The sequence below is a fragment of the Mesorhizobium sp. B263B2A genome (assembly GCF_020165775.1).
GTDB classification, from domain to species: domain Bacteria; phylum Pseudomonadota; class Alphaproteobacteria; order Rhizobiales; family Rhizobiaceae; genus Mesorhizobium; species Mesorhizobium opportunistum.
Genome location: NZ_JAIUIU010000005.1, coordinates 70181 through 93709, shown reverse-complemented (window position 1 = coordinate 93709; position 23529 = coordinate 70181). Strand labels below are relative to the sequence as shown.

Genomic DNA, 23529 nt, shown 5'->3' with positions numbered 1-23529 from the left:
CCAACCGTCATGGCTGTCACGCACCCGTCATGGACTCGCGCTAGGTAATATGTATAATTTGTATAGTTGTCTATATCAATAGACAAATTTGGCAGAGAGGAATGCTGCTGATGCGAGGACAGGAAGCCCGCGACCAGGCGGGGCGCAAAGCCGCCATGGCAACGCTGGCGCAATCCAGCGGCGACGACATCGTCCGGCTCTGGAATGAGGCCGGGCTGCCTTCGGAGGCTGAATTGCTGCGTGGCCCCGAGACCGGGCTGGTGACGCTGCGCGGCCGCATCGGTGGTGGCGGCGCGCCTTTCAATGTCGGTGAGGCAACCGTCACCCGTGCCACCGTCCGCCTGCCGTCGGGACAGGTTGGGCATTGCTATGCGCTTGGCCGCGACAAGCAGAAGGCGAAGCTGGGGGCAATAGCCGACGCGCTGTGGCAGGACCCTGCCCGCCGCGCCGAGGTCGAGACCCGCCTGATTGCGCCTCTGCAATCCGCCTTGGCCACCTCCCAGGAGAAACGCCGCGCCGAGACGGCGGCAACAAAGGTGGACTTCTTCACCATGGTTCGCGGAGAAGATTGATGGAGATCGCAGCGCAATCGATTGAAGGTGGTTTCGCCGATCCGGTCTTCAACGCCCAAGCGGTGTTCCGCGCGATCATGGACGCCATGGCGCGGCCGGGCAGCGTTCAGCCCTTGCCGGTCCTGGCCCGCCCGCCGGCACCGCTCTTGGCAACAGCCGGCGCCATCGCGCTGGCGCTCTGCGACAACGACACGCCGCTCTGGCTCGACCCCGCCCTGCACGCCTCCGCCGCGATCGGCTCCTGGCTCGGCTTCCACACCGGCGCACCGCTGGCCAACACGCCAGCCGATGCGCATTTCGCCTTCATTGCCACACCGGCCGAGATGATGGCGCTCGACGGCTTTTCGCAAGGAACGCAGGACTATCCTGACCGCTCGACCACGCTGATCCTGCAGGTCGGCGATCTCGTGTCGGGCGCCCCGCTGTTGCTTGAGGGCCCCGGGATCGAAACCAGCGCGACGATCGCACCGGCGCAGATGCCGCGCCATTTTGTCGAGCAGTGGAAGCAGAATACCAAGCGCTTTCCACGCGGCGTCGACATCATCCTCGCCACGTCAGGCGGCATAGCCTGCCTGCCGCGCACGACGCGCGTCAAGACGATGGAGGCCTAGGATGTATGTCGCGGTAAAAGGCGGCGAGGCCGCAATTGCCAACGCCCACAGCCTGCTTGCCGATCGCCGGCGCGGCGACCGTACGGTGCCCGCGCTGCGCCTCGACCAGATCGTCGAGCAGTTGGCGCTCGGCGTCGACCGGGTGATGAGCGAGGGTTCGCTCTACGACCGCGAACTCGCCGCACTCGCCATCGTCCAGGCGCGCGGCGACATGATCGAGGCGATCTTCCTGGTGCGCGCCTACCGCACCACGCTGCCGCGCTTCGGCTACTCGAAGCCGATCGACACCGGCGCCATGCGGGTCGAGCGGCGCGTGTCGGCAACCTACAAGGACCTGCCTGGTGGCCAGCTGCTCGGACCGACCTTCGACTATACCCACCGGCTGCTCGACCCGGACCTTGCCGCCGGCGCCGATGTCGCGGAGCCGCTGCAGCGCGAGACGGAGACGCAGGCGATGCCGCGCGTCTCGGCGATCCTTGCCCGCGAAGGCTTGATCGAGCCGGATGGCGAGATGCCGCAGGATCATGTTCCCGGCGACATCACCCGTGAGCCGCTGGAATTCCCGATGGCGCGCGACATCCGCTTGCAGGCACTGTCCCGCGGCGACGAGGGTTTCCTGCTGGCGCTCGGCTATTCCACCCAGCGCGGCTATGCCCGCAACCACCCCTTTGTCGGCGAAATCCGCATCGGCGAGGTCGAGCTGGAGCTCGACGTGCCCGAACTGCCTTTCGCGGTGCCGCTCGGCAGCGTGCGCGTCACCGAATGCCAGATGGTCAACCAGTTCAAGGGCTCGGCCAAGGCTCCGCCGCAATTCACCCGCGGCTACGGTCTGGTCTTCGGCCAGAGCGAGCGCAAGGCGATGGCGATGGCGCTCTGCGACCGCGCGCTGCGCGCCTCGGAACTGGGCGAGGACGTCGTTGCCGCAGCACAGGACGAGGAATTCGTCATCTCCCATTCAGACAATGTCCAGGCGACCGGCTTCGTCGAGCATCTGAAGCTGCCGCACTATGTCGACTTCCAGGCCGAACTCGACCTCGTGCGCCGTATGCGCGCCGAGTATGAGGCACGCGAAAATCCGATGACGAAGGACGAGAAGAAGGAGGCGGCGGAATGACGACGCAATCGACCGACATCGCCACCTACAACTTCGCCTATCTCGACGAACAGACCAAAAGGATGATCCGCCGGGCGATCCTCAAGGGCATCGCCATCCCCGGCTACCAGGTGCCGTTCGCCTCGCGCGAAATGCCGATGCCTTATGGCTGGGGCACCGGCGGCGTGCAGGTCACCGCCTCGATTATCGGCCCCAACGATGTCCTGAAGGTCATCGACCAGGGCGCCGACGACACCACCAACGCGGTCTCGATCCGCGCCTTCTTCAAGAAGGTCGCCAATGTCGCCGTCACGACCGATACCGCCAGCGCCACCATCATCCAGACCCGTCACCGCATCCCCGAGCATCCACTGACGGCGGGCCAGGTGCTGGTCTATCAGGTGCCGATCCCCGAACCGCTGCGCTTCCTCGAACCGCGCGAGACTGAAACGCGCAAGATGCATGCGCTGGAGGAATACGGCCTCATGCATGTGAAGCTCTACGAGGACATCGCCAAGCATGGCCGCATCGCCACAACCTATGCCTATCCGGTCAAGGTCGAGGGCCGCTATGTGATGGACCCGTCGCCGACGCCGAAATTCGACAATCCCAAGATGCACCGCTCGCCGGCGCTGCAGCTCTTCGGCGCCGGCCGCGAGAAGCGCATCTACGCGGTGCCACCGTTCACCGAGGTCGTCAGCCTCGACTTCGAGGATCATCCGTTCGAAGTCCAGACCTTCGACCAGCCCTGCGCGCTGTGCGCGGCCGAGAACGTCTACCTCGACGAGGTCATTCTCGACGACCATGGCGGCCACATGTTCGTCTGCTCCGACACCGATCATTGCGAGAAGCGGCGGGCCGACGGCCATCGCGGCCACCTTGCTCCGGAAACCCATTCTGTCTCGGAAAAAATGGAGCCGGCGCAATGACCGACGAACCACTGCTGCGCGTCTCGGCACTCTCCAAATTCTATGGCTCGCGCGTCGGCTGCGACAATGTTTCGTTCGACCTGTGGCCGGGCGAGGTCCTGGCTGTCGTCGGCGAATCCGGCTCCGGCAAGACGACGCTGCTGAATTGCCTGTCGACGCGGCTGCTGCCCTCCTCCGGCACCGCCAGCTACCGCATGCGCGACGGCCAGTTCCGCGAACTCTACCGCATGAGCGAGGCCGAGCGCCGCTTCCTGATGCGCACCGACTGGGGCTTCGTCCATCAGAACCCGGCCGACGGCCTGCGCATGACGGTGTCTGCCGGCGCCAATGTCGGCGAGCGGCTGATGGCCGTCGGTGACCGCCACTATGGCAAGATCCGCGCCACCGCCGTCGACTGGCTGTCGCGCGTCGAGATCGAGCAAGACCGCATCGACGACGAGCCGCGCGCCTTTTCCGGCGGCATGCGCCAGCGCCTGCAGATCGCCCGCAATCTCGTCACCGGACCACGGCTGGTGTTCATGGACGAGCCAACGGGTGGCCTCGATGTTTCGGTCCAGGCCCGCCTGCTCGACCTCCTGCGCGGGCTGGTCACCGATCTCGGTCTCGCGGCCATCGTCGTCACCCACGACCTCGCGGTGGCGCGGCTCCTGTCGCAGCGCATGATGGTGATGAAGGACGGCCGCGTCGTCGAAAGCGGCCTCACCGACCGCGTGCTCGACGATCCGCGCGCGCCCTACACGCAATTGCTTGTTTCCTCGATTTTGCAGGTGTGACGATGGCGCCAAGGCACCCCCCTCTGGCCTGCCGGCCATCTCCCCCTCAAGGGGGGAGATTGGCTGTCACTTCTGTTTTCGCCAATTTTCGACGTCGGAGAATGTGCGAGGCCGAAAAGCTTTCGATCTCCCCCCTTGAGGGGGAGATGGCCGGCAGGCCAGAGGGGGGCGCTGGCCCGCAAACGAACGACTGGAGACCCCTCTGATGCCGACCCCGCTCGTTGTCTCCGACGTCGCGAAGAGCTTCACCATGCATCTGCGTGACGGCATCAAACTGCCGGTCGTCGCTGGTGTCTCGTTCTCCATCAAGGCCGGCGAATGCACGGTGCTCGGCGGCCCGTCCGGTGCCGGCAAGAGCTCGATCCTGAAAATGCTCTACGGCAATTATGCCGCCGACGAAGGCCAGATCATCGTCAATCATGAGGACGGGCTGATCGATCTCGCCAACGCCAGCCCGCGCACCGTTCTTGCCGTGCGCCGGCAAACGATCGGCTATGTCAGCCAGTTCTTGCGCACCGTGCCACGCGTCTCGGCGCTGGATGTGGTCGCCGAACCGCTGTTCGAGCGTGGCGAGGAGCGCGAGGCGGCGAGAGGCAAGGCGCGCGCGCTGCTGGCGCAGCTCAACCTGCCGGAGAAACTCTGGGCGCTGCCGCCGGCGACCTTCTCCGGCGGCGAGCAGCAGCGTGTCAACATCGCGCGCGGCTTCATCACCGAGCACCCGATCCTGCTGCTCGATGAACCGACCGCCTCGCTCGATGCCAGGAACCGCGACGTGGTGATCGAACTCATCGCCGCCAAGAAGGCGGACGGCGTCGCCCTGCTCGGCATCTTCCACGACCACGACGTGCGCGAGGCGGTTGCCGACCGCATCATCGACGTCACCGCGTTTGCCCCCGGGAAAATCGCCGCATGAGCAGGAAATTGTCGGAGACGCCGCTGGTTCACCCGACGGCGGAGGTGCACAATTCCACGCTCGGCCGCTGGACCGAGATCGCCGACCGCAGCCGGGTCTCGGAAAGCGAACTCGGCGACTATTCATACATGATGCAGGATTGCGCCGTCTGGTGCGCGACCATCGGCAAATTTGCCAACATCGCCGCAAGCGTGCGCCTCAATGCCACCAATCACCCGACCTGGCGGCCGACGTTGCACCACTTCACCTACCGCGCCTCCGACTATTGGGACGACGCCGAGCATGAGAGCGAATTCTTCGCGGAGCGTCGCGCCAAGCGCGTCACCATCGGCCACGACACCTGGCTCGGCCATGGCTCGACCGTCCTGCCCGGCGTCACCGTCGGCGAGGGCGCGGCGGTTGGCGCTGGAGCCGTCGTATCGAAAGATGTCGCCCCCTACACGATCGTCGCCGGCGTGCCGGCAAAACCGATCCGCGAGCGCTTCGACCGCCGCACGGCGGAGCGCTATCAGGCACTCGCCTGGTGGGATTGGGATCACGCCAGGCTGCGCGCCTCGCTCGATGATTTCCGGGAACTGTCTGCCGAAGCCTTCCTGGAGAAATACGAGGGATAGCTCCTCACATCGTCGTCATGGGAACTCGTTCATACCCTTGACATACGACTCGGACAGGAGGCCATCTTCCCAGGGAGATCGCCATGCCCGACACAATCAGCCCCTCGCTCGCCGGATTCTTTGCCGGCTCCAATCCTACCACCCCGGCGCATCTCGGCACACGCCACGACATGTCGGGCAACTTCCTGATCGAGCCCGGCAACACCGTCGTTAGTCACCTGGTCGGCGGCTCGCCGTCGGAGGCCGTGGTGCTTGCAGTGCGCGAGAAGATGCTGGCGATGCCTGACGCCGACCGGTTGGCCTTCACCCCCATCTCCAGCCTGCACATGACGCTGTTCCAAGGCGTCATCGAGTATCGCCGCCGCTTGCCCTACTGGCCCCAGGACGTACCGCTCGACACCAGCATCGAGGCCATGACCCGGCTCTATCTGGAACGGCTGAAGGATTTTCGGGGCTTCGGCCCGTTCAACATCAGGGTGGTCGAAATCGTGCCGAGCGGCCTCACCGTTGCCGGCGCGACCGACGACGACGTGCGCATCATGCGTCAATGGCGCGATGCGCTGGCGGTCCCGTTCGGGTATCGGCACCCCGATCACGACGCTTACGTCTTCCACATCACCTTCGCCTATCAGATCCAGCGTCTTGCCGACGACAGGGCGGCCGCGTGGCAGACGCTGTTCGACGATTGCCTGGCGCTTTTCGCGCGCCAGGCGCCGGTCATCGAGATCAAGCCGCCCGCATTCTGCAGCTTCCGCGACATGGAGCATTTCGAGGAATTGCAAGTGCTCGGCTGATCGCGCGGAAACGGGCGCATGACGCAGCGCCTGTGGAGCGTAACAAAACTGACATCCAGGCGACACGGCAGGTTCATCTGGCTGCGTTAGGCGAGAAGCCTGACGATCAACATGGTCCTGACGGGAACCTGCCCATGCCAGCAACCTCAGCCACGCTCGAAATCCGCGGCGTCACCCGACGATTTGGCAAGAACACCGCTGTCAGCGATATCAACATCTCGATCCCGCAGGGTCAGATGGTCGGCGTCATCGGCCGTTCCGGCGCCGGCAAATCGACCCTCCTTCGCATGATCAACCGCCTCATCGATCCCAGCCAGGGGTCGATTTTTTTTGACGGCGCCGAAGTCTCCCAGTTGCGCGGCTCGCCGCTGCGGCGCTGGCAGCGCGACTGCGCCATGATCTTCCAGCAATTCAACCTGGTGCCGCGCCTCGACGTGCTGACCAATGTGCTGCTCGGCAAGCTGAACCACCGTTCGACGATATCGAACCTTTTCGGCATGTTCTCCCGCGCCGAATGCGCCGAGGCCGTCGCCGCCCTCGAGCGGCTCGACATCGCCCGCACCGCGCTGCAGCCCGCCGGCACGCTTTCGGGCGGACAGCAGCAGCGCGTCGCCATCGCCCGCGCCATGATGCAGCAGCCCAGGGTGATCCTTGCCGACGAGCCGATCGCCTCGCTCGACCCGCTCAATGCCAAGGTGGTGATGGATTCGCTGCAGGACATCAACCTGCGCGAGGGCATCACGGTCGTCACCAACCTCCACACGCTGGATACCGCCCGCACCTATTGCAACCGCATCATCGGCATGGCCGCCGGCAAGGTCGTCTTCGATGGCGCGCCGGAAGAGCTCGACCGCGAGGCCGTCCGCCTCGTCTACGGCGCCGACAGCAATGGTGGCGAGATTTCGGAGGCCATCACCTCCACCAGCGTTGCCTTCAAGCGAAAGATCGCCGCATCCGCCGGACCGCTCGAACCTGCATTCCCAGCTTACTGAGTTCAAGAAAGAGCGGCTCGGATCGTCCGCCCGCGTCAAGGGCACCTGTCAAAATCGATAACGCTGCCGGCGCGGGGCCGGAACCTACAGGAGAGATATCAATGTTCAGGAAGATGGTTCTCAGCGCCGTTTCGGTGCTCGCCATGGCCACCAGCATGGCCCACGCCGCCGATATGAAGGAATTCCGCGTCGGCATTCTCGGTGGCGAGAACGAGACCGACCGGCTGCGCAACTACCAGTGCCTGGCCGACCATTTGAAGGCCGAATTCGGTTTCGAAAAGGTCTCGCTGTTCCCGGCCGCCGACTATGACGGCGTCATCCAGGGCCTGCTCGGCGGTACGCTCGACTTCGCCGAACTCGGCGCTTCCGGCTACGCCAGCGTCGTCCTGAAGGACCCGAAGGCCGTTACCCCGATCCTCACCACCCAGCAGACCGACGGCGCCACCGGCTATTATTCGATCGGCCTGGCACTCAAGTCCTCCGGCATCACCGACATCAAGTCGGCCAAGGGCAAGAAGCTCGGCTACGCCGATCCGGATTCGACCTCGGGCTACCTGATCCCGCTGACCCAGATTCCGAAGGAGACCGGCGCTTCGAACGAGACCTTTTTCGCTTCGACCCAGTTCAACGGCGGCCACGAGAACAACGTCCTGGCCGTGCGTGACGGCAAGGTCGACGTCGCCGTCGATGATTCCTCGGGCATCGGCGACTTCAAGAACGGCTACACTTCGGGCACCTTCCACAAGGAAGTCGCCAAGGGCGCCGTCGACCCCAATGACTTCGTCGAAGTCTGGCGCTCGGGCCTGATTCCGAACGGCCCGCTGGTCGTGCGCACCGCGCTCGGCGACGACATGACCGCCAAGCTGGCCGCCTTCTTCACCGACCTGCCCAAGAAGGACAAGGCTTGCTTCGAAGGCGTGGAAGGCGGCGATTTCACCGGCTACGTTCCGGTGAAGGCGGACTTCTACAACGTCATCGTCGAAGCCCGTAAGGCAGCCATCGGCGGCTAACGGCGAAATCGGAAAGGGCGGCGCTGAAAACGCCGCCTTTTTTGCATCTCCGATCATGACCCTTTCCGTGACAGCCCCCTCTTCTGGCGCTACCCATCAGATGGCCGACGCCTGGCGACGGCAGACGTCGTTGCGCCGGTTCTATACCGCCCTCGGCGTCGCGCTGCTGCTTGTCGCCATGCTCGCCAGCATGTGGTTTGCCGACGAAGCCAATGCCGGCCACTTCTTCGACCGGCTGCCGCACATCCTGGATTTCCTGAGCTGGCTCGTCCCCAAGGACTGGAACGACGTCTGGCGGGCTTTGTTCGACATCGCCTCGCCGCATGATACCGGCACCCAGGAATTCAACTTCCCGCTTGGCCGCGTCTATGTCTGGGGCGGCTTCTACATCCCCGAATATTTTGAGCTGATGCTGACCACGGTGAACGTGGCGCTGGTCTCGACCTTCATCGGCTTCGTCTTCGCCGTGCCGTTCTCCTTCATCGCCGCGCGCAACCTGACGCCGCACCCTGTGCTGCGGCTTGTCGTCAAGCGCTTCATGGAGCTGCTGCGCGCCTTCCCCGAGATCGTCATCGCCGGCCTGTTCGCGGCCATCGTCTCGATCGGCCCGGTCGCCGCCATCATCGCCATCGGCCTGCATTCGATCGGCGCGCTGGGCAAGCTGTTCTACGAGATCAACGAGAACATCGACATGCGGGCCGAGGAAGGCCTGCGGGCGGTTGGCGCCAACTGGTTCGAGCGGGTTCGCTTTGCCGGCCTGCCGCAGGTTCTGCCCAATTTCATGTCCTACACGCTGCTGCGGATCGAGATCAACGTTCGCATCTCCACCATCATGGGCGCGGTCGGCGGCGGCGGCATTGGCGAGGAGTTGAAGCTCTCCATCTCGCGCGGCTTCGGCGCCAAGACGCTGGCGCTGGTGCTGCTCCTGTTCACCACCATCTTCATCGTCGACCAGTTCTCCGCCTGGCTGCGCCGCAAGCTGGTCGGCGAGCAGGCCTTCGTGATGGGGGCTTAGACCATGGTCCCGAAAAGTGGACGCCGGTTTTCGGGAGAGATCATGGTCAAACAAAAAGATGAATCATGGTGACGATGACGTCAGACGAAATCAGCGCGATCGAGGACCGCTTTCCGCATGTGTTCCGGCGGCCGGCCTACAAGCGCTTCGGCCCGCTGTTCCTGCTCCTGGGCACGGTGCTCTACCTCGCCTATGCGATGTGGTTCTTCAGCCTGCCGCAGGTGCTGCGGGAATCGCACTGGGAGCGCCTGCCGCTGTTCCTGTCGCAGTGGGTCAGCTACGATTTGCAGCCGGAGTTTCGCCTCGACCAAGCCGAGATCACGCCAAAATATCCGCGCTTCTCCGCGCTTGGCGAGAACCCGAACCCCGACTGGGTGATCAGGAACCCGGACGGCACGTTCACCGTGCAGATCGACGGGCCGGCTAAGTCCGTCACCTTCGACAAGGCGCAGGCGACGATCATGGCCAACGGCCAAACCGTGCCTGTCACGCTGACCAGCGGCAAGCCTGTGATCACGGGTCCGGTGCCGGACTGGATCACCGCGCATGACGACGAAGTGGTCGCCAAGATGGGCTTCGCCGGCGAGGTGCGCGTCACCGTCGACCGCGTCAAGGTGCGCAAGCGCTTCCTCGGCTGGGCGAATTTCGTCTTCGACACCCGCTCGCCCTTCTTCGGCAAATCGGCGGGAGACGTGGTCTCCCTGATCGTGTCCGGGCCGCAGTTGAAACCCGGCACCTCGAACCTCGCACTGGCCGGCGACAACATCTGGAACAACGCCCAGTGGCAGCACGGTGACGTCTGGACGAAGCTGCTGCAGACCATCGTCATGGCGTTTCTCGGCACGCTGCTCGGTGGCATCGTCGCCTTTCCGCTGGCTTTCTTCGCCGCCCGCAACATCACGCCGAGCGGCTTGCTGAGCCAGGTGCTCAAGCGCTTCTTCGACTTCATGCGCTCGGTCGACATGCTGATCTGGGCGCTGTTCTTCACCCGCGCGTTCGGGCCGGGGCCCCTGGCCGGCAGTGCGGCGATCTTCTTCACCGAGATCGGCACGCTCGGCAAAACCTATTCCGAGGCGTTGGAGAACATCGACGACAAGCCGCGCGAGGGCGTCGTCTCGACCGGCGCCAACGGCCTCTTGGTCCAGCGCTACGGCGTGATACCGGAAGTGGTGCCCGTGTTCATCAGCCAGACGCTCTACCAGTGGGAATCCAACACCCGCGGTGCCACCATCATCGGCGCTGTCGGCGCCGGCGGCATCGGCCTGAAGTTGTGGGAAGCGATGCGCACCAATTCCAACTGGGCCAATGTCTTCTACATGGTGCTGCTGACGCTGGTGGTGGTCTTCATCTTCGACAACATCTCCAACTTCCTGCGCCGCAGGCTCAGCCGGACGATCCACGATTACAACAGGATCCAGGCTGAACAGGGGTAGGCATCTTCCAGAATGAGGCGAGACGTCGGCGGGACAGCACCCCCCTCTGGCCTGCCGGCCATCTCCCCCGCAAGGAGGGAGATTGGCAGTTTCACAGGTGGCGCCTCCATTGCAACACTGGAGACTGGCGAAAGCCAGCACAACATCCGATCTCCCCCCTTGCGGGGGAGATGTCCGGCAGGACAGAGGGGGGTGTGAAGGAACGCGGCGTTCGTTGGACGGCGGCATTGTTACCTAAGCCGCCCCTCTCCACCCGTCCTTGATATGCTTATACCCCTCCCGATACACCGCTTCCGGCGTCTCGGAAAAATCGCGCCACACCTTGGTCGCCGCCGCCAGATCCTTCAGCGAGCGGCCGAAAGCTTCGATCGTCAGCCAGTCGTCATAGCCGCTCTTGCGGATCGCCGCGAACGTCTCTTTCCATGGAATGTTGCCGCGCCCCGGCACGCCGCGATCGTTTTCCGAAATATGGATATGCACGATATTGCGGCGGTGCTTCGTGTAGGCGCCGATCGGATCTGCCTCTTCGATATTGGCGTGGAATGTGTCGTACATCGCCTTGATATGCGGCCGGTCGATGGCGTCGATGTGCTCCGACAGGTCGGCCATCGTGTTGAGAAGATAACATTCGAACCGGTTCAGCGCCTCGAGCCCGATGGTGACGTTCCGCTTGCCGGCATGGTCGCCGATGGCGCGCTGCGAGACGATCGAGCGTTTCTTCTCGGCGGCTGTCGGCCCGGAACCGGAAAAGGCACCGAGCGTCGAATGCAGCGGGCCGCTCAGCGTGCGGGCGCCAAGCGCATCGGCGCAATCGACAGCCCATTTCATGTAGTCGACACCCGCCTTGCGCGTTGCCGCATCGGCCGAGATCAGGTTCATCGCTGGATCGCCCATTGCCGAGACCGCGGTCCGCTCCAAGCCGATGCGGTCAAGCAATTCGCCCAGTTTCCTGTAGTCGTCCGGTGTGCCGGAAAAGATCGGTATCTCGACGCCATCGAAGCCGGTCGCCTTGATGTCGCGTAGCAGCGGCTCGTGCTTCTTAGACACCGCCGTCGTCCACAAGAACATGCACATGCCGATTTTCATCGACGCCCCTCCCCTTGATCCCCCAGATCCCCTCAGTCTTAGAGTTTGGTCCACGCCCCGTTCTTCTTCGACGACTTCACGCAGGCCTCGATGAAGGCCATGCCCTCGACGCCGTCGGCGATCGTTGGGAAGACGACATCCTTTGCCGGCTTGCCGCCCTTCCTGCGCGCTGCCCGGATGGCGCGCGCGGCTTCCTGGTAGATGTTGGCGAAACCTTCCAGATAACCCTCGGGATGGCCCGATGGGACGCGGCTGACACGGCCCGCCACCGGCAGCGCGCCGGCACCGTTGCGGGTGATCAATTGCTTCGGCTGTCCGAACGGCGTGTACCAGAGATAGTTCGGATCGGCCTGCACCCATTCCAGCCCGCCCTTCGAGCCATAGATGCGCAGCTTCAGCCCGTTCTCATGACCCGGCGCCACCTGGCTTGCCCAGATCATGCCCTTGGCCGGATGCGTCTTGCCGGAGGGCTTGAAGCGCAGCATGACGTTGACATTGTCGTCGAGCAGCCGCCCCGGCACGAAGGCATCGAGATCGGCCGAGAGCGAATCGAGTTCCAACCCAGAGACGAAGCGGGCGAGATTGTAGGCATGGGTGCCGATGTCGCCCAGCGCACCGCCCGCACCGGCCTGCTTCGGATCGCCGCGCCATGATGCCTGCTTCTGGCCGGTGGCGGCGAGATCCTCGGTCAGCCAGTCTTGCGGATATTCGGACTGCACAATGCGGATGTCGCCGAGCACACCCTTGGCGACCATCTCGCGCGCCTGCCGCACCATCGGATAGGCGGTGTAATTATGGGTCAGCACGAACACCTTGCCGGTCTTCTCGACAATCGCCGCGAGCTTCTTCGCCTCGGCCAGCGTCGTCGCCAGCGGCTTGTCGCAGATGACGTGGATGCCCGCCTCGAGGAAGGCCTTTGCCGCCGGCACATGCACATTGTTGGGCGTCACGATGGCCACCGCCTCGATGCCGTCGGGACGTTTGGCCTCGGCCTTGGCCATCTCGGCATAGGACGCGTAGCTGCGGTCCGGATCGAGCCCGAGTTCGGCGGCCGAAGCCTTGGCGCGCGCCGGGTCGGACGACAGCGCGCCGGCAACCAGCACGAAATCATTGTCCAAGCGCGCCGCGATCCGGTGCACCGCGCCGATGAAGGCGCCCTGCCCGCCGCCGACCATGCCGTAGCGGATCGGGCCGCCTCCCGTCTCCGACTTCGATGCGCCGACCATGTCTTTCTCCCTCATGTCTGAAATATCATTCCCTCGATGGAGGGAAGCCGCGTCAAATTCCCATCATGGCGCGCAACAGCTTCTTGTCGGTGGTGCCGGCGGCGAAATCGTCGAATGCCTTCTCCGTCACCCGGATGATGTGGTGCTGGATGAAGGGCGCCCCTTCGGCAGCACCGTCTTCCGGATGCTTCAGGCAGCATTCCCATTCCAGCACGGCCCAGGAATCATAATCGTACTGCGTCAGCTTGGAGAAGATGCCGCCGAAATCCACTTGCCCGTCGCCGAGCGAACGGAAGCGGCCGGCACGGTTGGTCCAGCTCTGATAGCCGGAATAGACGCCCTGCCGGCCGGTCGGGTTGAACTCGGCGTCCTTGACGTGGAAGGCCTTGATGCGCTCGTGATAGATGTCGATGAATTCTAGATAATCGAGCTGCTGCAGCAGGAAGTGCGACGGGTCGTAGTTGATGTTGCAGCGCTTGTGGCCGCCGACCGCGTCGAGGAACATTTCGAAAGTGGCGCCGTCGAACACGTCCTCAGAGGGGTGAATTTCATAGCCGACATCGACGCCATTGTCCTCGTAGACGTCGAGGATCGGCTTCCAGCGTTTGCCGAGCTCGCCAAACGCTTCCTCAATGAGTCCAGCCGGCCGCTGCGGGAACGGATAGAGGTAAGGGAACGCCAGCGAGCCGGTAAACGACACAGAAGCATTCAGGCCCAGATTGCGCGATGCTTTGGCGCCGAACTTCATCTGCTCGACAGCCCACTTCTGCCGGGCTGCGGGATTATTGTGCACCGACGGCGGCGCAAAGCCATCCATCTGCGCGTCATAGGCCGGATGAACCGCGACCAGCTGCCCCTGCAGATGCGTCGACAGTTCGGTGATCTCGACGCCGGCGTCAGCGCAGATGCCCTTCACCTCGTCGCAATAGGCCTTGGAAGACGCCGCTTTCTCGAGGTCGAACAGGCGTGCGTCCCAGGTCGGGATCTGCACGCCCTTGTAACCGAGACCCGCGGCCCATTTGGTGATCGAAGGCAGCGAATTGAACGGCGCCGCATCACCCGCGAACTGCGCCAGAAACAGTCCAGGACCCTTCATTGTCGTCGGCATCGGCATCCTCCTCATTTGTCGCGACCAAGCATAGCGCCGATTGGAAGCAGGGCCAGCCATTTTGGTCTTCTCGCATCGGGCGCTTTGCAGGCACTGCCATTCTGGTATTACCAAATGGGCAAATTTGGTCAAGCCTCCCAATGCGCCGCCAAAGCCCTCCAATTACTCAAAATGATGGCATATATCGCAATATAATCAATAGCGTAATCCGCGCGAAAAGTTGCGATGCCGCGCTTCTTGCCGTTCCGGGGAATTTGCTGTAGACCTCATTTAAGGCCCAATTGGTCGAACCAGTTTGCAAGGAAAAGGCTGGGGATGCCTTGGGGAGGAACACTTGCGTCGCCTTTCGGCGATGCATGTCGCAGGCAAACCATACGGACGAACTTTGGGAAGGACGGACCATGCATCTTTCGACGCACAACTGGATGCGCGCGGAACCTCTGGAGACGACGCTCAAACGCATCAAGAAATTCGGTTACGAGTCGATCGAGATTTCCGGCGAGCCCGAACAGTACAAGACCAAGGAGACGCGGGCGCTGTTAAAGGAACATGGCATCCGCTGCTGGGGCGCGGTCACCTTGATGCTGGGCGAACGCAACCTCGCCGCCAGGAACCAGGGCCAGCGCGAGCGCTCGGTGCAGTATGTCAAGGACGTGCTGACCATGGTCAGCGAACTCGATGGCGAGATCATCACGCTTGTCCCCGCGACCGTCGGCAAGGTGGTGCCTGACGGCACCGAGGAAGAGGAATGGAAGTGGGTGGTCGATGCGACCCGCGAGTGCTTCACCCACGCCAAGAAGGTCGGCGTCAAGATCGCGGTCGAGCCGCTGAACCGCTTCGAAACCTATCTGTTCAACCGTGGCGCCCAGGCGCTGGCGCTGGCCGACGCGGTCAGCCCCGAATGCGGCGTCTGCCTCGACGCTTATCACATCCACATGGAGGAATTTAACGTCCACGACGCCATCCGCCAGGTCGGAAAGCGCCTGTTCGACTTCCACGTCGCCGACAACAACCGCTTCGCCGCCGGCCTCGGCCAGATCGACTGGCCCAGGATCGTCGCCACCTTGAAGGAAGTCGGCTACGACGGCGCGCTGACCAACGAGTTCGTCGCCCCCGTCGACCGGACGCCGGCGGCACCCTACCCCGAAATGGTCGAGCGCCATCCGGTCGACATCTCGCCTGAACAGCTGAAGTTCATCCAGGACCATGGCTCCAGCGTGCTCACCGAAAAATTCTACACCGACCAGATGCGCATCACCGCCGAAACGCTGCTGCCGCTGATCAAGTAGTCGACTGCTTTGGGATTTTGCCCTTTCGCCCTGGCCGGCGGCAGGGCTGGGGAAAAATATGCGCATCAAGACCGTCCAAGCCTGGTGGGTCCGCATCCCGATCGAAGCCGCTCGGCAACACCGTAGCGACTTCGGCCAGGTCACGACCTTCGACGCCGCCATCCTGCGCATCGAAACCGATGATGGGCTGGTCGGCTGGGGCGAAGGCAAGAACGCCGCCGGCAGCGCCGGCAGTTACGGCGCCCTTGTCCACATGCTGAACCATGAGGTTGGGCCGCAGCTGATCGGCCGTGATCCGGCCGACATCGGCGTCATCTGGGAAATGCTCTACAACGGCGTGCGCCACGACAGCGCCATACGCGCCGGCCATGCCATGCCGCAGCTGGCGCGGCGCGGCATGAGTGTCGCCGCCATCAGCGCCGTCGACATCGCGCTCTGGGATATTCTGGGCAAATCGCTGGGCGTCCCGGTCTGGCGGCTGCTGGGTGGCCGCAAGGCCGACCGCATGCAGGCCTATGCCTCGGGTGGCTGGGCCGCCGCCGATGCCATTGGCGAGCAGTTGAAGTCCTATATCGCCCGGGGTGGCTTCAAGGCGCTGAAGATGCGGGTCGGCGCCATGGATGGCGCCGCGCACATTTCCGCCGCGCGCGTCCGCGCCGCGCGCCAGGCGCTCGGCCCCGACGTCGAACTGATGGTCGACGCCCACGGTACCTATACGGTCGCCGAAGCAAAGCGCTTCATTCATCTGGTCAACGACCTCGATCTCGCCTGGTTCGAAGAGCCGATCATCGCCGATGACAAGCCTGGCATGGCTGAAGTGCGCGCCTCGTGCGCCGTCCCGATCGCCACCGGCGAAAGCGAGGCGACACGCTATGCCTTCCGCGACCTCGCCGTGCTCAAGGCCGCCGACATCTTCCAGCCGGATCCTGCCTTCTGCGGCGGCATCAGCGAGGCGATGAAGATCGGCACCATCGCCAGCGCCTTCAACCTGCGCTTTGCGCCGCATCTGTGGGCCGGCGCCCCCTGCTTCTTTGCCGGGCTGCATGTCTGCGCCGCCTCGCCGGCGAGTTTCACGGTCGAATATTCGCTCGGCGCCAACCCGATGATCCACGATCTGATCGAAGAGACTGTCGAAGCAAGGGACGGTATGATAGCGATCCCCGAAAAGCCGGGTCTGGGATTCACCATTTCGGAGCGGTTCCTGGAGGCGCACGCGCAACGCAATTGACGATGAAAGAAAAGAACCTTCTCGCGGAACTCGCCGCCTATCTGTTCTCCCACTCGGACAAGGAGACCGGCCGGACACCGTCGGAACGTGAGCTGGCGGAGCATTTCGGCGTCAGCCGCGGCCAGATCCGCGAGGCGCTCGCCATCCTCGAAGCCATGCGGATCGTCGAACGCCGCGCCAAGTCCGGCATCTACATCGACACAAAGCAGGCGAGCGTCGAGGCGCTGGCGCTGTTTGCCCGCGCCGGGCTGCCGCTCGATCCGCTGCAGATTTACGAGACAGTCGAGTTGCGCAAGATCCACGAGATCAAGGCCGCAGAACTTGCCTGTTCGCGTGCCACCGAGGAAAATTTCGAACGCCTGCGCGAAATCCTCAAGGCTTCCGAGGAGCGCATCGCCGCCGGCGAGGGCCTTGCCAAGGAGGACCGCGAATTCCATCTTGAGATCGTGCGCGCCACCAAGAACAGCGTCTTCCACAACATCTGCAGCGTCTATTATTTGATGGGCGAGCAGCGCCTGCCGATCTATTTCAACGATCCCGAACGCAGCGTGCGCTCGCATGCCGAGCACGTGCAGATCTACGAGGCGCTGCTGCGCCGCGACGGCAATCTCGCCCAGGCGCTGATGAGCGCGCATCTGCAAGGGGCGGAAAGCTACTGGAAGGGCCTGATCGAAGGCGGCATGGCGGCTGCGCCGCCGAGCCCAGCGCTCGAAAAGGCCTGACCGTGGCCCAGCCGAAGATCCTGTCGACCCATCCGCTGCACCCGCGCGCCGCGGCCAAACTGGCGGGCGCCGGCCAGCTTGTGATCGCATCGGCGCTCGATGCTGGCACCTTGGCCAGGGAAGCGAAGGACGCCGACATCGTCATCGTGCGTGCACCGCTGCCGCCGGCGCTGTTCGAGGGTGCCTGGAAGCTGAGGGCGGCCATCCGCCATGGCGCCGGGCTCGACATGATCCCGATGGAGGCGGCGGCCGCCGCCGGTGTGCTGGTGGCCAATGTGCCGGCGGTCAATGCGCGCTCGGTTGCCGAACACGTCATGTTCACTGCACTTGCCCTGCTTCGGCAATTCCGCAAGGTCGACCGCGACCTGCGAACCAAAGGCTGGCTCGCCGGACGCGAGCATGCCAACGCCAACGTCGAACTCGCCGGCAAGACCATCGGCATCGTCGGCCTTGGCGCCGTCGGCCAGGCTGTCGGCCATATCGCAGCGCACGGCTTCGACTTGAAAGTGGTGGCCACGACGCGCAGCATGCAGCCGGCGCCGGAAAAGGTCGGATTCCTGTCGATCGATGCGCTGGTCGAGCAGAGCGACATCATCGTGCTCTGCTGCCCGCTGACGCCGGAGACGCGCGGCCTGATCAGCCGAGAGCGCATCGCCCGCATGAAACCCAATGCGCTGTTGATCAACGTGTCGCGAGGCCCGGTCGTCGATGACGACGCGTTGATCGAGGCCTTGCAGAAGCGCCGTATCGGCGGTGCCGCGCTCGACGTTTTCTCGACGCAGCCGCTGCCGTCGAATCATTCCTATTTCGGCTTCGACAACGTCATCATCACCCCGCATATGGCAGGGATTACCGAGGAATCGATGATGCGCATGGGCGTCGGCGCCGCGGGCGAGGCCCTGCTGGTGCTGGCTGGCAAACTGCCGGTCAACCTGCGCAATCCGGAAGTGGTCGATCACTACCGGCGGCGCTTTCCGCTCGACATATAGCGCATCGCGGTTTCGCCCCAATTCTCCGCGACGTTGCAACCATGTCCGGTTTTCGCCTCGCATTTCTGACTGTTGTAGCTTCGTCGATCTTCGCTGTGCCGGCACTCGCCGCAGGCGAAAGCAGTTATGTCTATTGCGACAACGGGCTTCGCTGCTTCAAGGCGCCCTGCCCGTCGAACAGCGCGCTCGACCTTGCCACCGGCACGATCATCAAGGGAGTATCGATCGACACCAGCGGATTGCCGCAGGCCGACAAGGCGATAACGGATCAGTCCGACGTGCTTTACAGCGGAAAGATCATCGTCAGGGGTTCGATCGAGCACCGTACCCAAACCATCACCGGCAAGGACTACAGCCTGCCCTGGCTGGTCGCGACCCGCATCGTGCGCACCGCCAAGGACAGCGAACGCAAGCACTGTTCGTCGCACTGATCCGCCATCTGCGGTCGACTGCCGATCATCCGCCCAGCAGCCTTTCCACTTCAGCGGCAATCCGCAAAAGACGGCGATCATGGCCATTGCGCGCCACCAGCATCAGCCCCGCTGGTAGCGTCATGCCCGGCATGGGCAGCGAGATCGCGCAGAGGTCGAACTGGTTGGCAACCTGCGTGTTGCGCAGCAGCAGGCCCTCTATGTGATCGCGCAGCTCGGCATTCTCGGCCATCGATACGATACTCGGCGCCGTCACCGGCGTCGTCGGCAAGGCCAGCACATCGAACGATGTCAGCCGCTCGTCCATGGCGGCGACCAGCGCGGCGCGGCGGCGTAGGGCCCTGATGTAGACCGGCGTCGGTATGGCAGCTGCCCGCGACAAAGGTCCGCTGACATGCGGGTCGACCGGCACCGATGCTCCCGTCGCCAGCCAGTCGGCATGGATTTCGGCCCCTTCCATCGCAGCGATCGAGCCACGCTTCGTCGCCGCGCGCATCTCTCCAAGCAGATCGTCTATCGACATGTCAGCCAGGCGCGCATCTGCCTGTTCGATCTTGCCGAGACAATGCTCGAACGCCGCGGCCACCTCGCTTTCCGTGTCTCCAAAGAGAACGCCGCGCGGAATGCCGATGCGAAGGCCTGAAAGGGGGATCGGCGCCAGCTCGGCCGGCATATTGCCAGCCATCACGGCATCGGCGGCGGCGCACTGGACTACAGTTCGAGCGAGCGGCCCGATCGAGTCGAGAGTGGCGGACAGCGGGAAGGCGCCAGTCAGCGGCACGCGCCGCGCCGTCGGCTTGAAGCCGACGACACCGTTGAGCGACGCTGGTATGCGCACCGAGCCGCCGGTGTCGGAGCCGATCGATATTTCGCTCGTCGCCTCGCCGACGGAAACGCCGGCACCTGAGGACGAACCGCCGGGAATGCGGCTGGCATCGACGGCATTGCCTGGCGTGCCGTAGTGCATGTTGTCGCCGATCGCGGTGAAGGCGAATTCGGTCATGTTGGTCTTGCCGATGATCACAGCGCCGGCTTGCCGCAACCGGCTGACGGTGGCCGCGTCGCGCGAAGCGGGCATGGCGGTCTTGCGCATCAGCGAGCCGGCTGTGGTTGGTTCGCCGGCGACATCGAACAGATCCTTGACCGAGACGATGGTGCCGTCGAGCGGTCCAAGTGTCACGTCTGCCCGTTTGCGGGCATCACTGGCATCGGCTGCCGCCCGCGCCACTTCGGCGTAGAGCTTGGTAAACACGCGTTCCTCACCGGCACGAGCGGCAAGGCGCGCCAGGATGATTTCCAGATGATCGCGGGCTGACTGCATTTTCGGTGTCGGACTCCGGACGCCTCGAACGTCCTTGGGCAAGCGCATGGAATGCCAAGACTTAACCCGGCGCAGGTGGTTTTGCACCCCTGCCGGACGCAAGGAAGAAAACGATGCTCTACAAAGGCAGCTGTCACTGCGGCAAGGTAGCCTTCGAATTCGAGGCGGAGCTGACCGGGGCCGTGCGGTGCAATTGTTCGATCTGCTCGCGCAAGGGCGCGCTCCTGTGCGCCATTCCGCACGCGGCCTTGGCCGTGCTGGCCTGGGGTGATGATTTGGGCACCTACACATTCGGCAAACATGCGATGGCGCACCGCTTCTGCCGCACCTGCGGCATCCACCCTTTCGCCGAGGATGTACGCGAAGGCGGGGAACGCAGTGCCTACATCAACCTCAACTGTGTCGCCGATCTCGATCCTTCGACCCTGTCGATCTTCGACTTCGACGGGCGCTCGGCCTGATACTGTTGCACAAGCCATCACAAAGACAGCGGCCCGAAGACCGTGACGGTTTTCGGGCCGCTCCCAAATCAGGGATTCGGCGACACTATTCCACGCGCTTCGGGCCGCGCAGGAACACCACGATGGCCGCCAGCAATGTCGCTGTGCCGCAATAGGCGAAGGCGCTGGCGACGCCGGCATGGTCGACCAGCAGGCCACCAAAGACGGCGCCCAATGCAATCGCCACCTGGAACGTTGCCACCATCAAGCCGCCGGCGCTTTCAGCCTGGTCGGGCGCGGCCCGCACCAGCCAGCTCTGCAGCCCGACCGGCACCGCGCCGAAGGCAAAGCCCCAGACCGCAACTGAAACCGCGGCAATGGTCGGCGAGGCGCCAAGAACCAGCATCGAGGCGGCGGCCAGTGCAATCAGCAGGGGTGCCAGCGCGACCGCTGCCTTGAGATTGCGCTCGGCCAGGATGCCGCCGGCGACATTGCCGAAGAAGCCGCCTATGCCGTAGGCCAGCAGCACCAGCGAAATCGTCTCGATGTTAAGCACGGGCACCTTTTCGAGGAACGGGCGCACATAGGTGAAACCGGCAAAGTGCCCCGACGCGACCAGCAGCACGACCAGCAGCGCCACCCGGATCGACGGCCGTTCCAGCACCTCGAGCAAGGTGCGGAAGCTTGCGACGCCCACGGGCGGCAGCTTCGGGATGGTCGCCACCTGCACCAGCAGCGCCAGCGCGCCGACGATGGTCGCGATCATGAAGGCGGTGCGCCATCCCCAGATGTCACCGACATAGGCCCCGACGGGAGCCGCGGTGACGGTGGCGAGCGAAACCCCGGTCAGGATGATCGACATGGCGCGCGGCATCAGCCGCATCGGCACCAGCCGCAGCGCCATGGCAGCCGACATCGCCCAGAAGCCGCCCAGGGCGACGCCAAGCACGACGCGGGCAAGCAGAAGCATGGACAAGGATGAAGCAAAGGTGGCCAGGAGATTGGACAGGATCAGGAACATCGTCAGCATCCACATCACCAGCCTGCGGTCCATGCGCCTTGTGATGATTGCCATTGTCGGTGCGGCAATGGCGCCGACGATCGCGGTCGCCGTCACCGCTTGTCCCGCCACGCCTTCTGTGACGCCGAGATCGCGCGCCATCGGGGTCAGCAGGCTGGCGGGCAGGAATTCAGCGGTAACGAGGCCGAAAACCCCAAGCGCGAGCGAGACCACGGCACCCCATGCCGGTTCTGTTCGTTCCTCCTGGTCTGCGGGGTTCAGTAGGGCGGCGTCGACAGCGCCCGTCGCGGATTCGGCCATGGTCAGTCTCCGATGAAGTTGCAGCGCAGCATTTGGCTGCAGTGCAACATAGGGAGTGACGGGCTGGAGTTTCCATGTTAGAAACACCATTATGTTTGACCGTTCGTCCAAAATTCCGGTCACTGGCGACGCGCTGACCGACATATTGCGCGGCTTGCGTCTCGATGGCGTCGAGTATGGCCGCTGCGAAATGAAAGAGCCCTGGGGCATCCAGTTCCCGGCCCAGCCTGCGGCCCGGTTTCACTTCATCGGCCGCAAGGGCTGCTGGCTGAAGCAGCCATCCGGCGAGTGGGTGCAGCTCAATGCCGGCGATGCGGTGTTGCTGCCGCGGGGCGCTGCTCACGTGTTGGCCAGCGAACCCGGCGCCCAGGCCTGGCCAATTCACAGCTACGGCCGCGAAGAGGTCTGCAAGGACGTCTATTGTACGTCGAACGCGGAGATGTGCGACAAGAATGGCCAGCCGGGCACGCTGCTGTTCTGCGCCAGCATGTATTTCAACCTCGATGGCCTGCATCCGCTGCTCGGGATGATGCCGGATGTGATGCGCACACACGAGCTCGAAGACTACGAACCGGGCATTCCGCACCTGCTGGATTCGATGGCGCGCGAAGTGACGATGGAGCGCGTCGGGTCCGGCGGCATCCTGGCGCGGCTGGCCGATGTGCTTGCCGCCACCGTCATCCGCTCATGGGTCGAGCGTGGCTGCGGCGACTCCTCCGGCTGGATCGCGGCGGTCAGGGACCGCGACATCGGCCGCGTGCTGGCCGCCATTCATCTCGAACCGGACCATGACTGGACGGTCGAGTCGCTGGCCCGGATGATGGGCGCCTCGCGCTCGGGCTTTGCCGAGCGCTTCGCCACCATCGTCGGCGAAACGCCGGCAAAATATGTCACCCAGGTCAGGATGCATCAGGCGCGGCAATGGCTGGTCCGCGACCGGATGAAGATATCGGTCGTTGCCGCCCGCCTCGGTTACGAATCGGACGCGGCCTTCAGCCGCGCCTTCAAGCGCGTCATCGGTTCGGCGCCCAGCCACCTGCGGGCCGAGGAACAGGCTGAGATACGGCAGGCCAGCTGATGCGCCGGCCGTGACGACTGGTGATTCCGGTTTGCCAAGTTGCCCCCACGCAATAGTTTGCCCGCTAATGGAGGGCCGGCGGCAAATCAGCCTATGGAGCATAGTCGATGCTAAATCATATGAAAATCCTGACGCTCGCCGCCATGCTCGTGGTCTCCGGCCAGGCCTTCGCCCTCGAAGACAGCTATCTGCCGGCGGACAAGATTCCCTATGTCGCCGAAGTGCCCGACCAGCCGCATCGCCTTGGCCCGCTGTGGGGCGAGCGGGCCAAGGGCCCGGCGGGCACGTTGCTGAAGGTTCCGGGCAACTGGCGTGCTCCTGTTCACGCGCACACCGCGGACTACCGGGCGGTGGTCATAAAGGGGCTGTGGGCGCATCGGCAGATGGACGGCGGCGAAGCAACCAAGGTGGAACTGCCTCCGGGATCCTACTGGACCCAGAAGGCCAACCAGATGCACGACGACGCCTGCCTCTCCGACACGGAATGCGTGATCTTGCTGATCAACGACACCCCTTACGAGACCTACATGGCAAAGTGATC

General features: G+C 64.1%; 25 protein-coding genes. 20 read left to right on the top strand and 5 right to left on the bottom strand.

Annotated elements, in window-relative coordinates; all coding sequences use genetic code 11:
• The first annotated feature begins 110 nt into the window (after positions 1-110).
• The 12 genes from phnG (at position 111) to phnE (LB568_RS11295) (ending at position 10749) form a co-directional block, all read left to right on the top strand.
• Positions 111-572, top strand: coding sequence for a phosphonate C-P lyase system protein PhnG (gene phnG / locus LB568_RS11350; protein ID WP_140571276.1), 462 nt, complete (start codon positions 111-113; stop codon positions 570-572).
• Positions 572-1183, top strand: coding sequence for a phosphonate C-P lyase system protein PhnH (gene phnH, locus LB568_RS11345; RefSeq protein ID WP_013892931.1), 612 nt, complete (start codon positions 572-574; stop codon positions 1181-1183). The genes phnG and phnH overlap by 1 nt, the downstream gene beginning before the upstream one ends.
• A 1-nt stretch (position 1184) precedes the next feature.
• Positions 1185-2297 (top strand): carbon-phosphorus lyase complex subunit PhnI, encoded by a 1113-nt coding sequence (locus LB568_RS11340; protein ID WP_224730161.1) that lies wholly within the window; start codon positions 1185-1187, stop codon positions 2295-2297.
• Positions 2294-3205: an alpha-D-ribose 1-methylphosphonate 5-phosphate C-P-lyase PhnJ gene (locus LB568_RS11335; RefSeq protein WP_013892929.1), complete on the top strand. Its 912-nt coding sequence runs from the start codon at positions 2294-2296 to the stop codon at positions 3203-3205. Before LB568_RS11340 ends, LB568_RS11335 begins: the two co-directional genes overlap by 4 nt.
• Positions 3202-3978 carry a phosphonate C-P lyase system protein PhnK gene (phnK, locus tag LB568_RS11330; protein WP_013892928.1) on the top strand — a complete coding sequence of 259 codons (777 nt, stop codon included), beginning with the start codon at positions 3202-3204 and terminating at the stop codon, positions 3976-3978. Before LB568_RS11335 ends, phnK begins: the two co-directional genes overlap by 4 nt.
• A gap of 205 nt (positions 3979-4183) precedes the next feature.
• A complete protein-coding gene (gene phnL, locus LB568_RS11325) occupies positions 4184-4891 on the top strand; it encodes a phosphonate C-P lyase system protein PhnL (protein ID WP_013892927.1) in 708 nt (235 codons plus the stop codon).
• Positions 4888-5505: a DapH/DapD/GlmU-related protein gene (locus tag LB568_RS11320; protein ID WP_013892926.1), complete on the top strand. Its 618-nt coding sequence runs from the start codon at positions 4888-4890 to the stop codon at positions 5503-5505. The genes phnL and LB568_RS11320 overlap by 4 nt, the downstream gene beginning before the upstream one ends.
• An 83-nt stretch (positions 5506-5588) precedes the next feature.
• A complete protein-coding gene (locus tag LB568_RS11315; RefSeq protein WP_013892925.1) occupies positions 5589-6299 on the top strand; it encodes a DUF1868 domain-containing protein in 711 nt (236 codons plus the stop codon).
• Positions 6300-6433: 134 nt separating this feature from the next.
• Positions 6434-7291 (top strand): phosphonate ABC transporter ATP-binding protein, encoded by an 858-nt coding sequence (gene phnC / locus LB568_RS11310; RefSeq protein WP_013892924.1) that lies wholly within the window; start codon positions 6434-6436, stop codon positions 7289-7291.
• Between the two features lie 101 nt (positions 7292-7392).
• Positions 7393-8301, top strand: coding sequence for a phosphonate ABC transporter substrate-binding protein (gene phnD / locus LB568_RS11305; RefSeq protein WP_013892923.1), 909 nt, complete (start codon positions 7393-7395; stop codon positions 8299-8301).
• 55 nt (positions 8302-8356) lie between these two features.
• Positions 8357-9316 (top strand): phosphonate ABC transporter, permease protein PhnE, encoded by a 960-nt coding sequence (phnE, locus tag LB568_RS11300; protein ID WP_013892922.1) that lies wholly within the window; start codon positions 8357-8359, stop codon positions 9314-9316.
• A gap of 65 nt (positions 9317-9381) precedes the next feature.
• The gene (gene phnE / locus LB568_RS11295; protein ID WP_224730160.1) at positions 9382-10749 is read left to right on the top strand and encodes a phosphonate ABC transporter, permease protein PhnE; all 1368 of its coding nucleotides are present in this window, start codon (positions 9382-9384) and stop codon (positions 10747-10749) included.
• A gap of 234 nt (positions 10750-10983) precedes the next feature.
• On the opposite strand, the gene LB568_RS11290 is transcribed toward phnE (LB568_RS11295), so the two are convergent.
• Genes LB568_RS11290 through LB568_RS11280 form a run of 3 tightly spaced genes read right to left on the bottom strand, consistent with a single transcriptional unit; the run spans position 10984 to position 14169 of the window.
• Complete coding sequence (locus tag LB568_RS11290) at positions 10984-11835, bottom strand: sugar phosphate isomerase/epimerase family protein (RefSeq protein WP_224730159.1); 852 nt, start codon at positions 11833-11835, stop codon at positions 10984-10986.
• Between the two features lie 38 nt (positions 11836-11873).
• The gene (locus LB568_RS11285; RefSeq protein WP_140571192.1) at positions 11874-13061 is read right to left on the bottom strand and encodes a Gfo/Idh/MocA family protein; all 1188 of its coding nucleotides are present in this window, start codon (positions 13059-13061) and stop codon (positions 11874-11876) included.
• Between the two features lie 52 nt (positions 13062-13113).
• Positions 13114-14169, bottom strand: a complete 1056-nt coding sequence (locus LB568_RS11280) for a sugar phosphate isomerase/epimerase family protein (RefSeq protein ID WP_224730158.1) — start codon at positions 14167-14169, stop codon at positions 13114-13116.
• A gap of 401 nt (positions 14170-14570) precedes the next feature.
• On the opposite strand from LB568_RS11280, the gene LB568_RS11275 reads away from it, so the two are divergent.
• The 5 genes from LB568_RS11275 to LB568_RS11255 are packed head-to-tail and all read left to right on the top strand — an operon-like array spanning position 14571 to position 18828.
• The gene (locus LB568_RS11275) at positions 14571-15458 is read left to right on the top strand and encodes a sugar phosphate isomerase/epimerase family protein (RefSeq protein WP_013892917.1); all 888 of its coding nucleotides are present in this window, start codon (positions 14571-14573) and stop codon (positions 15456-15458) included.
• Between the two features lie 58 nt (positions 15459-15516).
• Positions 15517-16686 carry a mandelate racemase/muconate lactonizing enzyme family protein gene (locus tag LB568_RS11270; RefSeq protein WP_013892916.1) on the top strand — a complete coding sequence of 390 codons (1170 nt, stop codon included), beginning with the start codon at positions 15517-15519 and terminating at the stop codon, positions 16684-16686.
• Positions 16687-16688: 2 nt separating this feature from the next.
• Positions 16689-17408 carry a FadR/GntR family transcriptional regulator gene (locus LB568_RS11265; RefSeq protein WP_013892915.1) on the top strand — a complete coding sequence of 240 codons (720 nt, stop codon included), beginning with the start codon at positions 16689-16691 and terminating at the stop codon, positions 17406-17408.
• A gap of 2 nt (positions 17409-17410) precedes the next feature.
• The gene (locus LB568_RS11260; RefSeq protein WP_013892914.1) at positions 17411-18397 is read left to right on the top strand and encodes a hydroxyacid dehydrogenase; all 987 of its coding nucleotides are present in this window, start codon (positions 17411-17413) and stop codon (positions 18395-18397) included.
• Positions 18398-18438: 41 nt separating this feature from the next.
• The gene (locus tag LB568_RS11255; protein WP_013892913.1) at positions 18439-18828 is read left to right on the top strand and encodes a hypothetical protein; all 390 of its coding nucleotides are present in this window, start codon (positions 18439-18441) and stop codon (positions 18826-18828) included.
• Positions 18829-18853: 25 nt separating this feature from the next.
• Here the strand turns inward: LB568_RS11255 and LB568_RS11250 are convergent, their stop codons facing one another.
• Positions 18854-20149, bottom strand: a complete 1296-nt coding sequence (locus LB568_RS11250; protein ID WP_224730157.1) for an amidase — start codon at positions 20147-20149, stop codon at positions 18854-18856.
• Positions 20150-20262: 113 nt separating this feature from the next.
• Here LB568_RS11250 and LB568_RS11245 point away from each other — a divergent pair, with 113 nt between their 5' ends.
• Positions 20263-20610, top strand: a complete 348-nt coding sequence (locus LB568_RS11245; RefSeq protein ID WP_140571196.1) for a GFA family protein — start codon at positions 20263-20265, stop codon at positions 20608-20610.
• A gap of 85 nt (positions 20611-20695) precedes the next feature.
• Here LB568_RS11245 and LB568_RS11240 read toward each other — a convergent pair whose 3' ends face one another.
• On the bottom strand, positions 20696-21910 hold the full coding sequence (locus LB568_RS11240) for an MFS transporter (protein ID WP_224730156.1): 1215 nt from the start codon (positions 21908-21910) through the stop codon (positions 20696-20698).
• 91 nt (positions 21911-22001) lie between these two features.
• On the opposite strand from LB568_RS11240, the gene LB568_RS11235 reads away from it, so the two are divergent.
• Positions 22002-22988, top strand: a complete 987-nt coding sequence (locus LB568_RS11235; protein ID WP_013892909.1) for an AraC family transcriptional regulator — start codon at positions 22002-22004, stop codon at positions 22986-22988.
• A gap of 107 nt (positions 22989-23095) precedes the next feature.
• Positions 23096-23527 (top strand): DUF4437 domain-containing protein, encoded by a 432-nt coding sequence (locus LB568_RS11230; RefSeq protein WP_224730155.1) that lies wholly within the window; start codon positions 23096-23098, stop codon positions 23525-23527.
• Positions 23528-23529 lie beyond the last annotated feature (2 nt).

What these genes read in the sequence shown, in the direction of transcription:
- LB568_RS11275 (WP_013892917.1), top strand. Translation starts at nt 14,571, where the DNA reads ATGCATCTTTCGACGCACAACTGGATGCGCGCGGAACCTCTGGAGACG.
- LB568_RS11320 (WP_013892926.1), top strand. Translation starts at nt 4,888, where the DNA reads ATGAGCAGGAAATTGTCGGAGACGCCGCTGGTTCACCCGACGGCGGAG.
- LB568_RS11240 (WP_224730156.1), bottom strand. Translation starts at nt 21,910, where the DNA reads ATGGCCGAATCCGCGACGGGCGCTGTCGACGCCGCCCTACTGAACCCC.
- LB568_RS11255 (WP_013892913.1), top strand. Translation starts at nt 18,439, where the DNA reads ATGTCCGGTTTTCGCCTCGCATTTCTGACTGTTGTAGCTTCGTCGATC.
- LB568_RS11230 (WP_224730155.1), top strand. Translation starts at nt 23,096, where the DNA reads ATGCTAAATCATATGAAAATCCTGACGCTCGCCGCCATGCTCGTGGTC.
- phnL (WP_013892927.1), top strand. Translation starts at nt 4,184, where the DNA reads ATGCCGACCCCGCTCGTTGTCTCCGACGTCGCGAAGAGCTTCACCATG.
- LB568_RS11335 (WP_013892929.1), top strand. Translation starts at nt 2,294, where the DNA reads ATGACGACGCAATCGACCGACATCGCCACCTACAACTTCGCCTATCTC.
- phnH (WP_013892931.1), top strand. Translation starts at nt 572, where the DNA reads ATGGAGATCGCAGCGCAATCGATTGAAGGTGGTTTCGCCGATCCGGTC.
- phnC (WP_013892924.1), top strand. Translation starts at nt 6,434, where the DNA reads ATGCCAGCAACCTCAGCCACGCTCGAAATCCGCGGCGTCACCCGACGA.
- LB568_RS11235 (WP_013892909.1), top strand. Translation starts at nt 22,002, where the DNA reads ATGTTTGACCGTTCGTCCAAAATTCCGGTCACTGGCGACGCGCTGACC.
- phnE (WP_013892922.1), top strand. Translation starts at nt 8,357, where the DNA reads ATGACCCTTTCCGTGACAGCCCCCTCTTCTGGCGCTACCCATCAGATG.
- LB568_RS11250 (WP_224730157.1), bottom strand. Translation starts at nt 20,149, where the DNA reads ATGCAGTCAGCCCGCGATCATCTGGAAATCATCCTGGCGCGCCTTGCC.
- phnD (WP_013892923.1), top strand. Translation starts at nt 7,393, where the DNA reads ATGTTCAGGAAGATGGTTCTCAGCGCCGTTTCGGTGCTCGCCATGGCC.
- phnE (WP_224730160.1), top strand. Translation starts at nt 9,382, where the DNA reads ATGGTGACGATGACGTCAGACGAAATCAGCGCGATCGAGGACCGCTTT.
- phnG (WP_140571276.1), top strand. Translation starts at nt 111, where the DNA reads ATGCGAGGACAGGAAGCCCGCGACCAGGCGGGGCGCAAAGCCGCCATG.
- LB568_RS11270 (WP_013892916.1), top strand. Translation starts at nt 15,517, where the DNA reads ATGCGCATCAAGACCGTCCAAGCCTGGTGGGTCCGCATCCCGATCGAA.
- phnK (WP_013892928.1), top strand. Translation starts at nt 3,202, where the DNA reads ATGACCGACGAACCACTGCTGCGCGTCTCGGCACTCTCCAAATTCTAT.
- LB568_RS11285 (WP_140571192.1), bottom strand. Translation starts at nt 13,061, where the DNA reads ATGGTCGGCGCATCGAAGTCGGAGACGGGAGGCGGCCCGATCCGCTAC.
- LB568_RS11290 (WP_224730159.1), bottom strand. Translation starts at nt 11,835, where the DNA reads ATGAAAATCGGCATGTGCATGTTCTTGTGGACGACGGCGGTGTCTAAG.
- LB568_RS11315 (WP_013892925.1), top strand. Translation starts at nt 5,589, where the DNA reads ATGCCCGACACAATCAGCCCCTCGCTCGCCGGATTCTTTGCCGGCTCC.
- LB568_RS11340 (WP_224730161.1), top strand. Translation starts at nt 1,185, where the DNA reads ATGTATGTCGCGGTAAAAGGCGGCGAGGCCGCAATTGCCAACGCCCAC.
- LB568_RS11245 (WP_140571196.1), top strand. Translation starts at nt 20,263, where the DNA reads ATGCTCTACAAAGGCAGCTGTCACTGCGGCAAGGTAGCCTTCGAATTC.
- LB568_RS11280 (WP_224730158.1), bottom strand. Translation starts at nt 14,169, where the DNA reads ATGCCGACGACAATGAAGGGTCCTGGACTGTTTCTGGCGCAGTTCGCG.
- LB568_RS11265 (WP_013892915.1), top strand. Translation starts at nt 16,689, where the DNA reads ATGAAAGAAAAGAACCTTCTCGCGGAACTCGCCGCCTATCTGTTCTCC.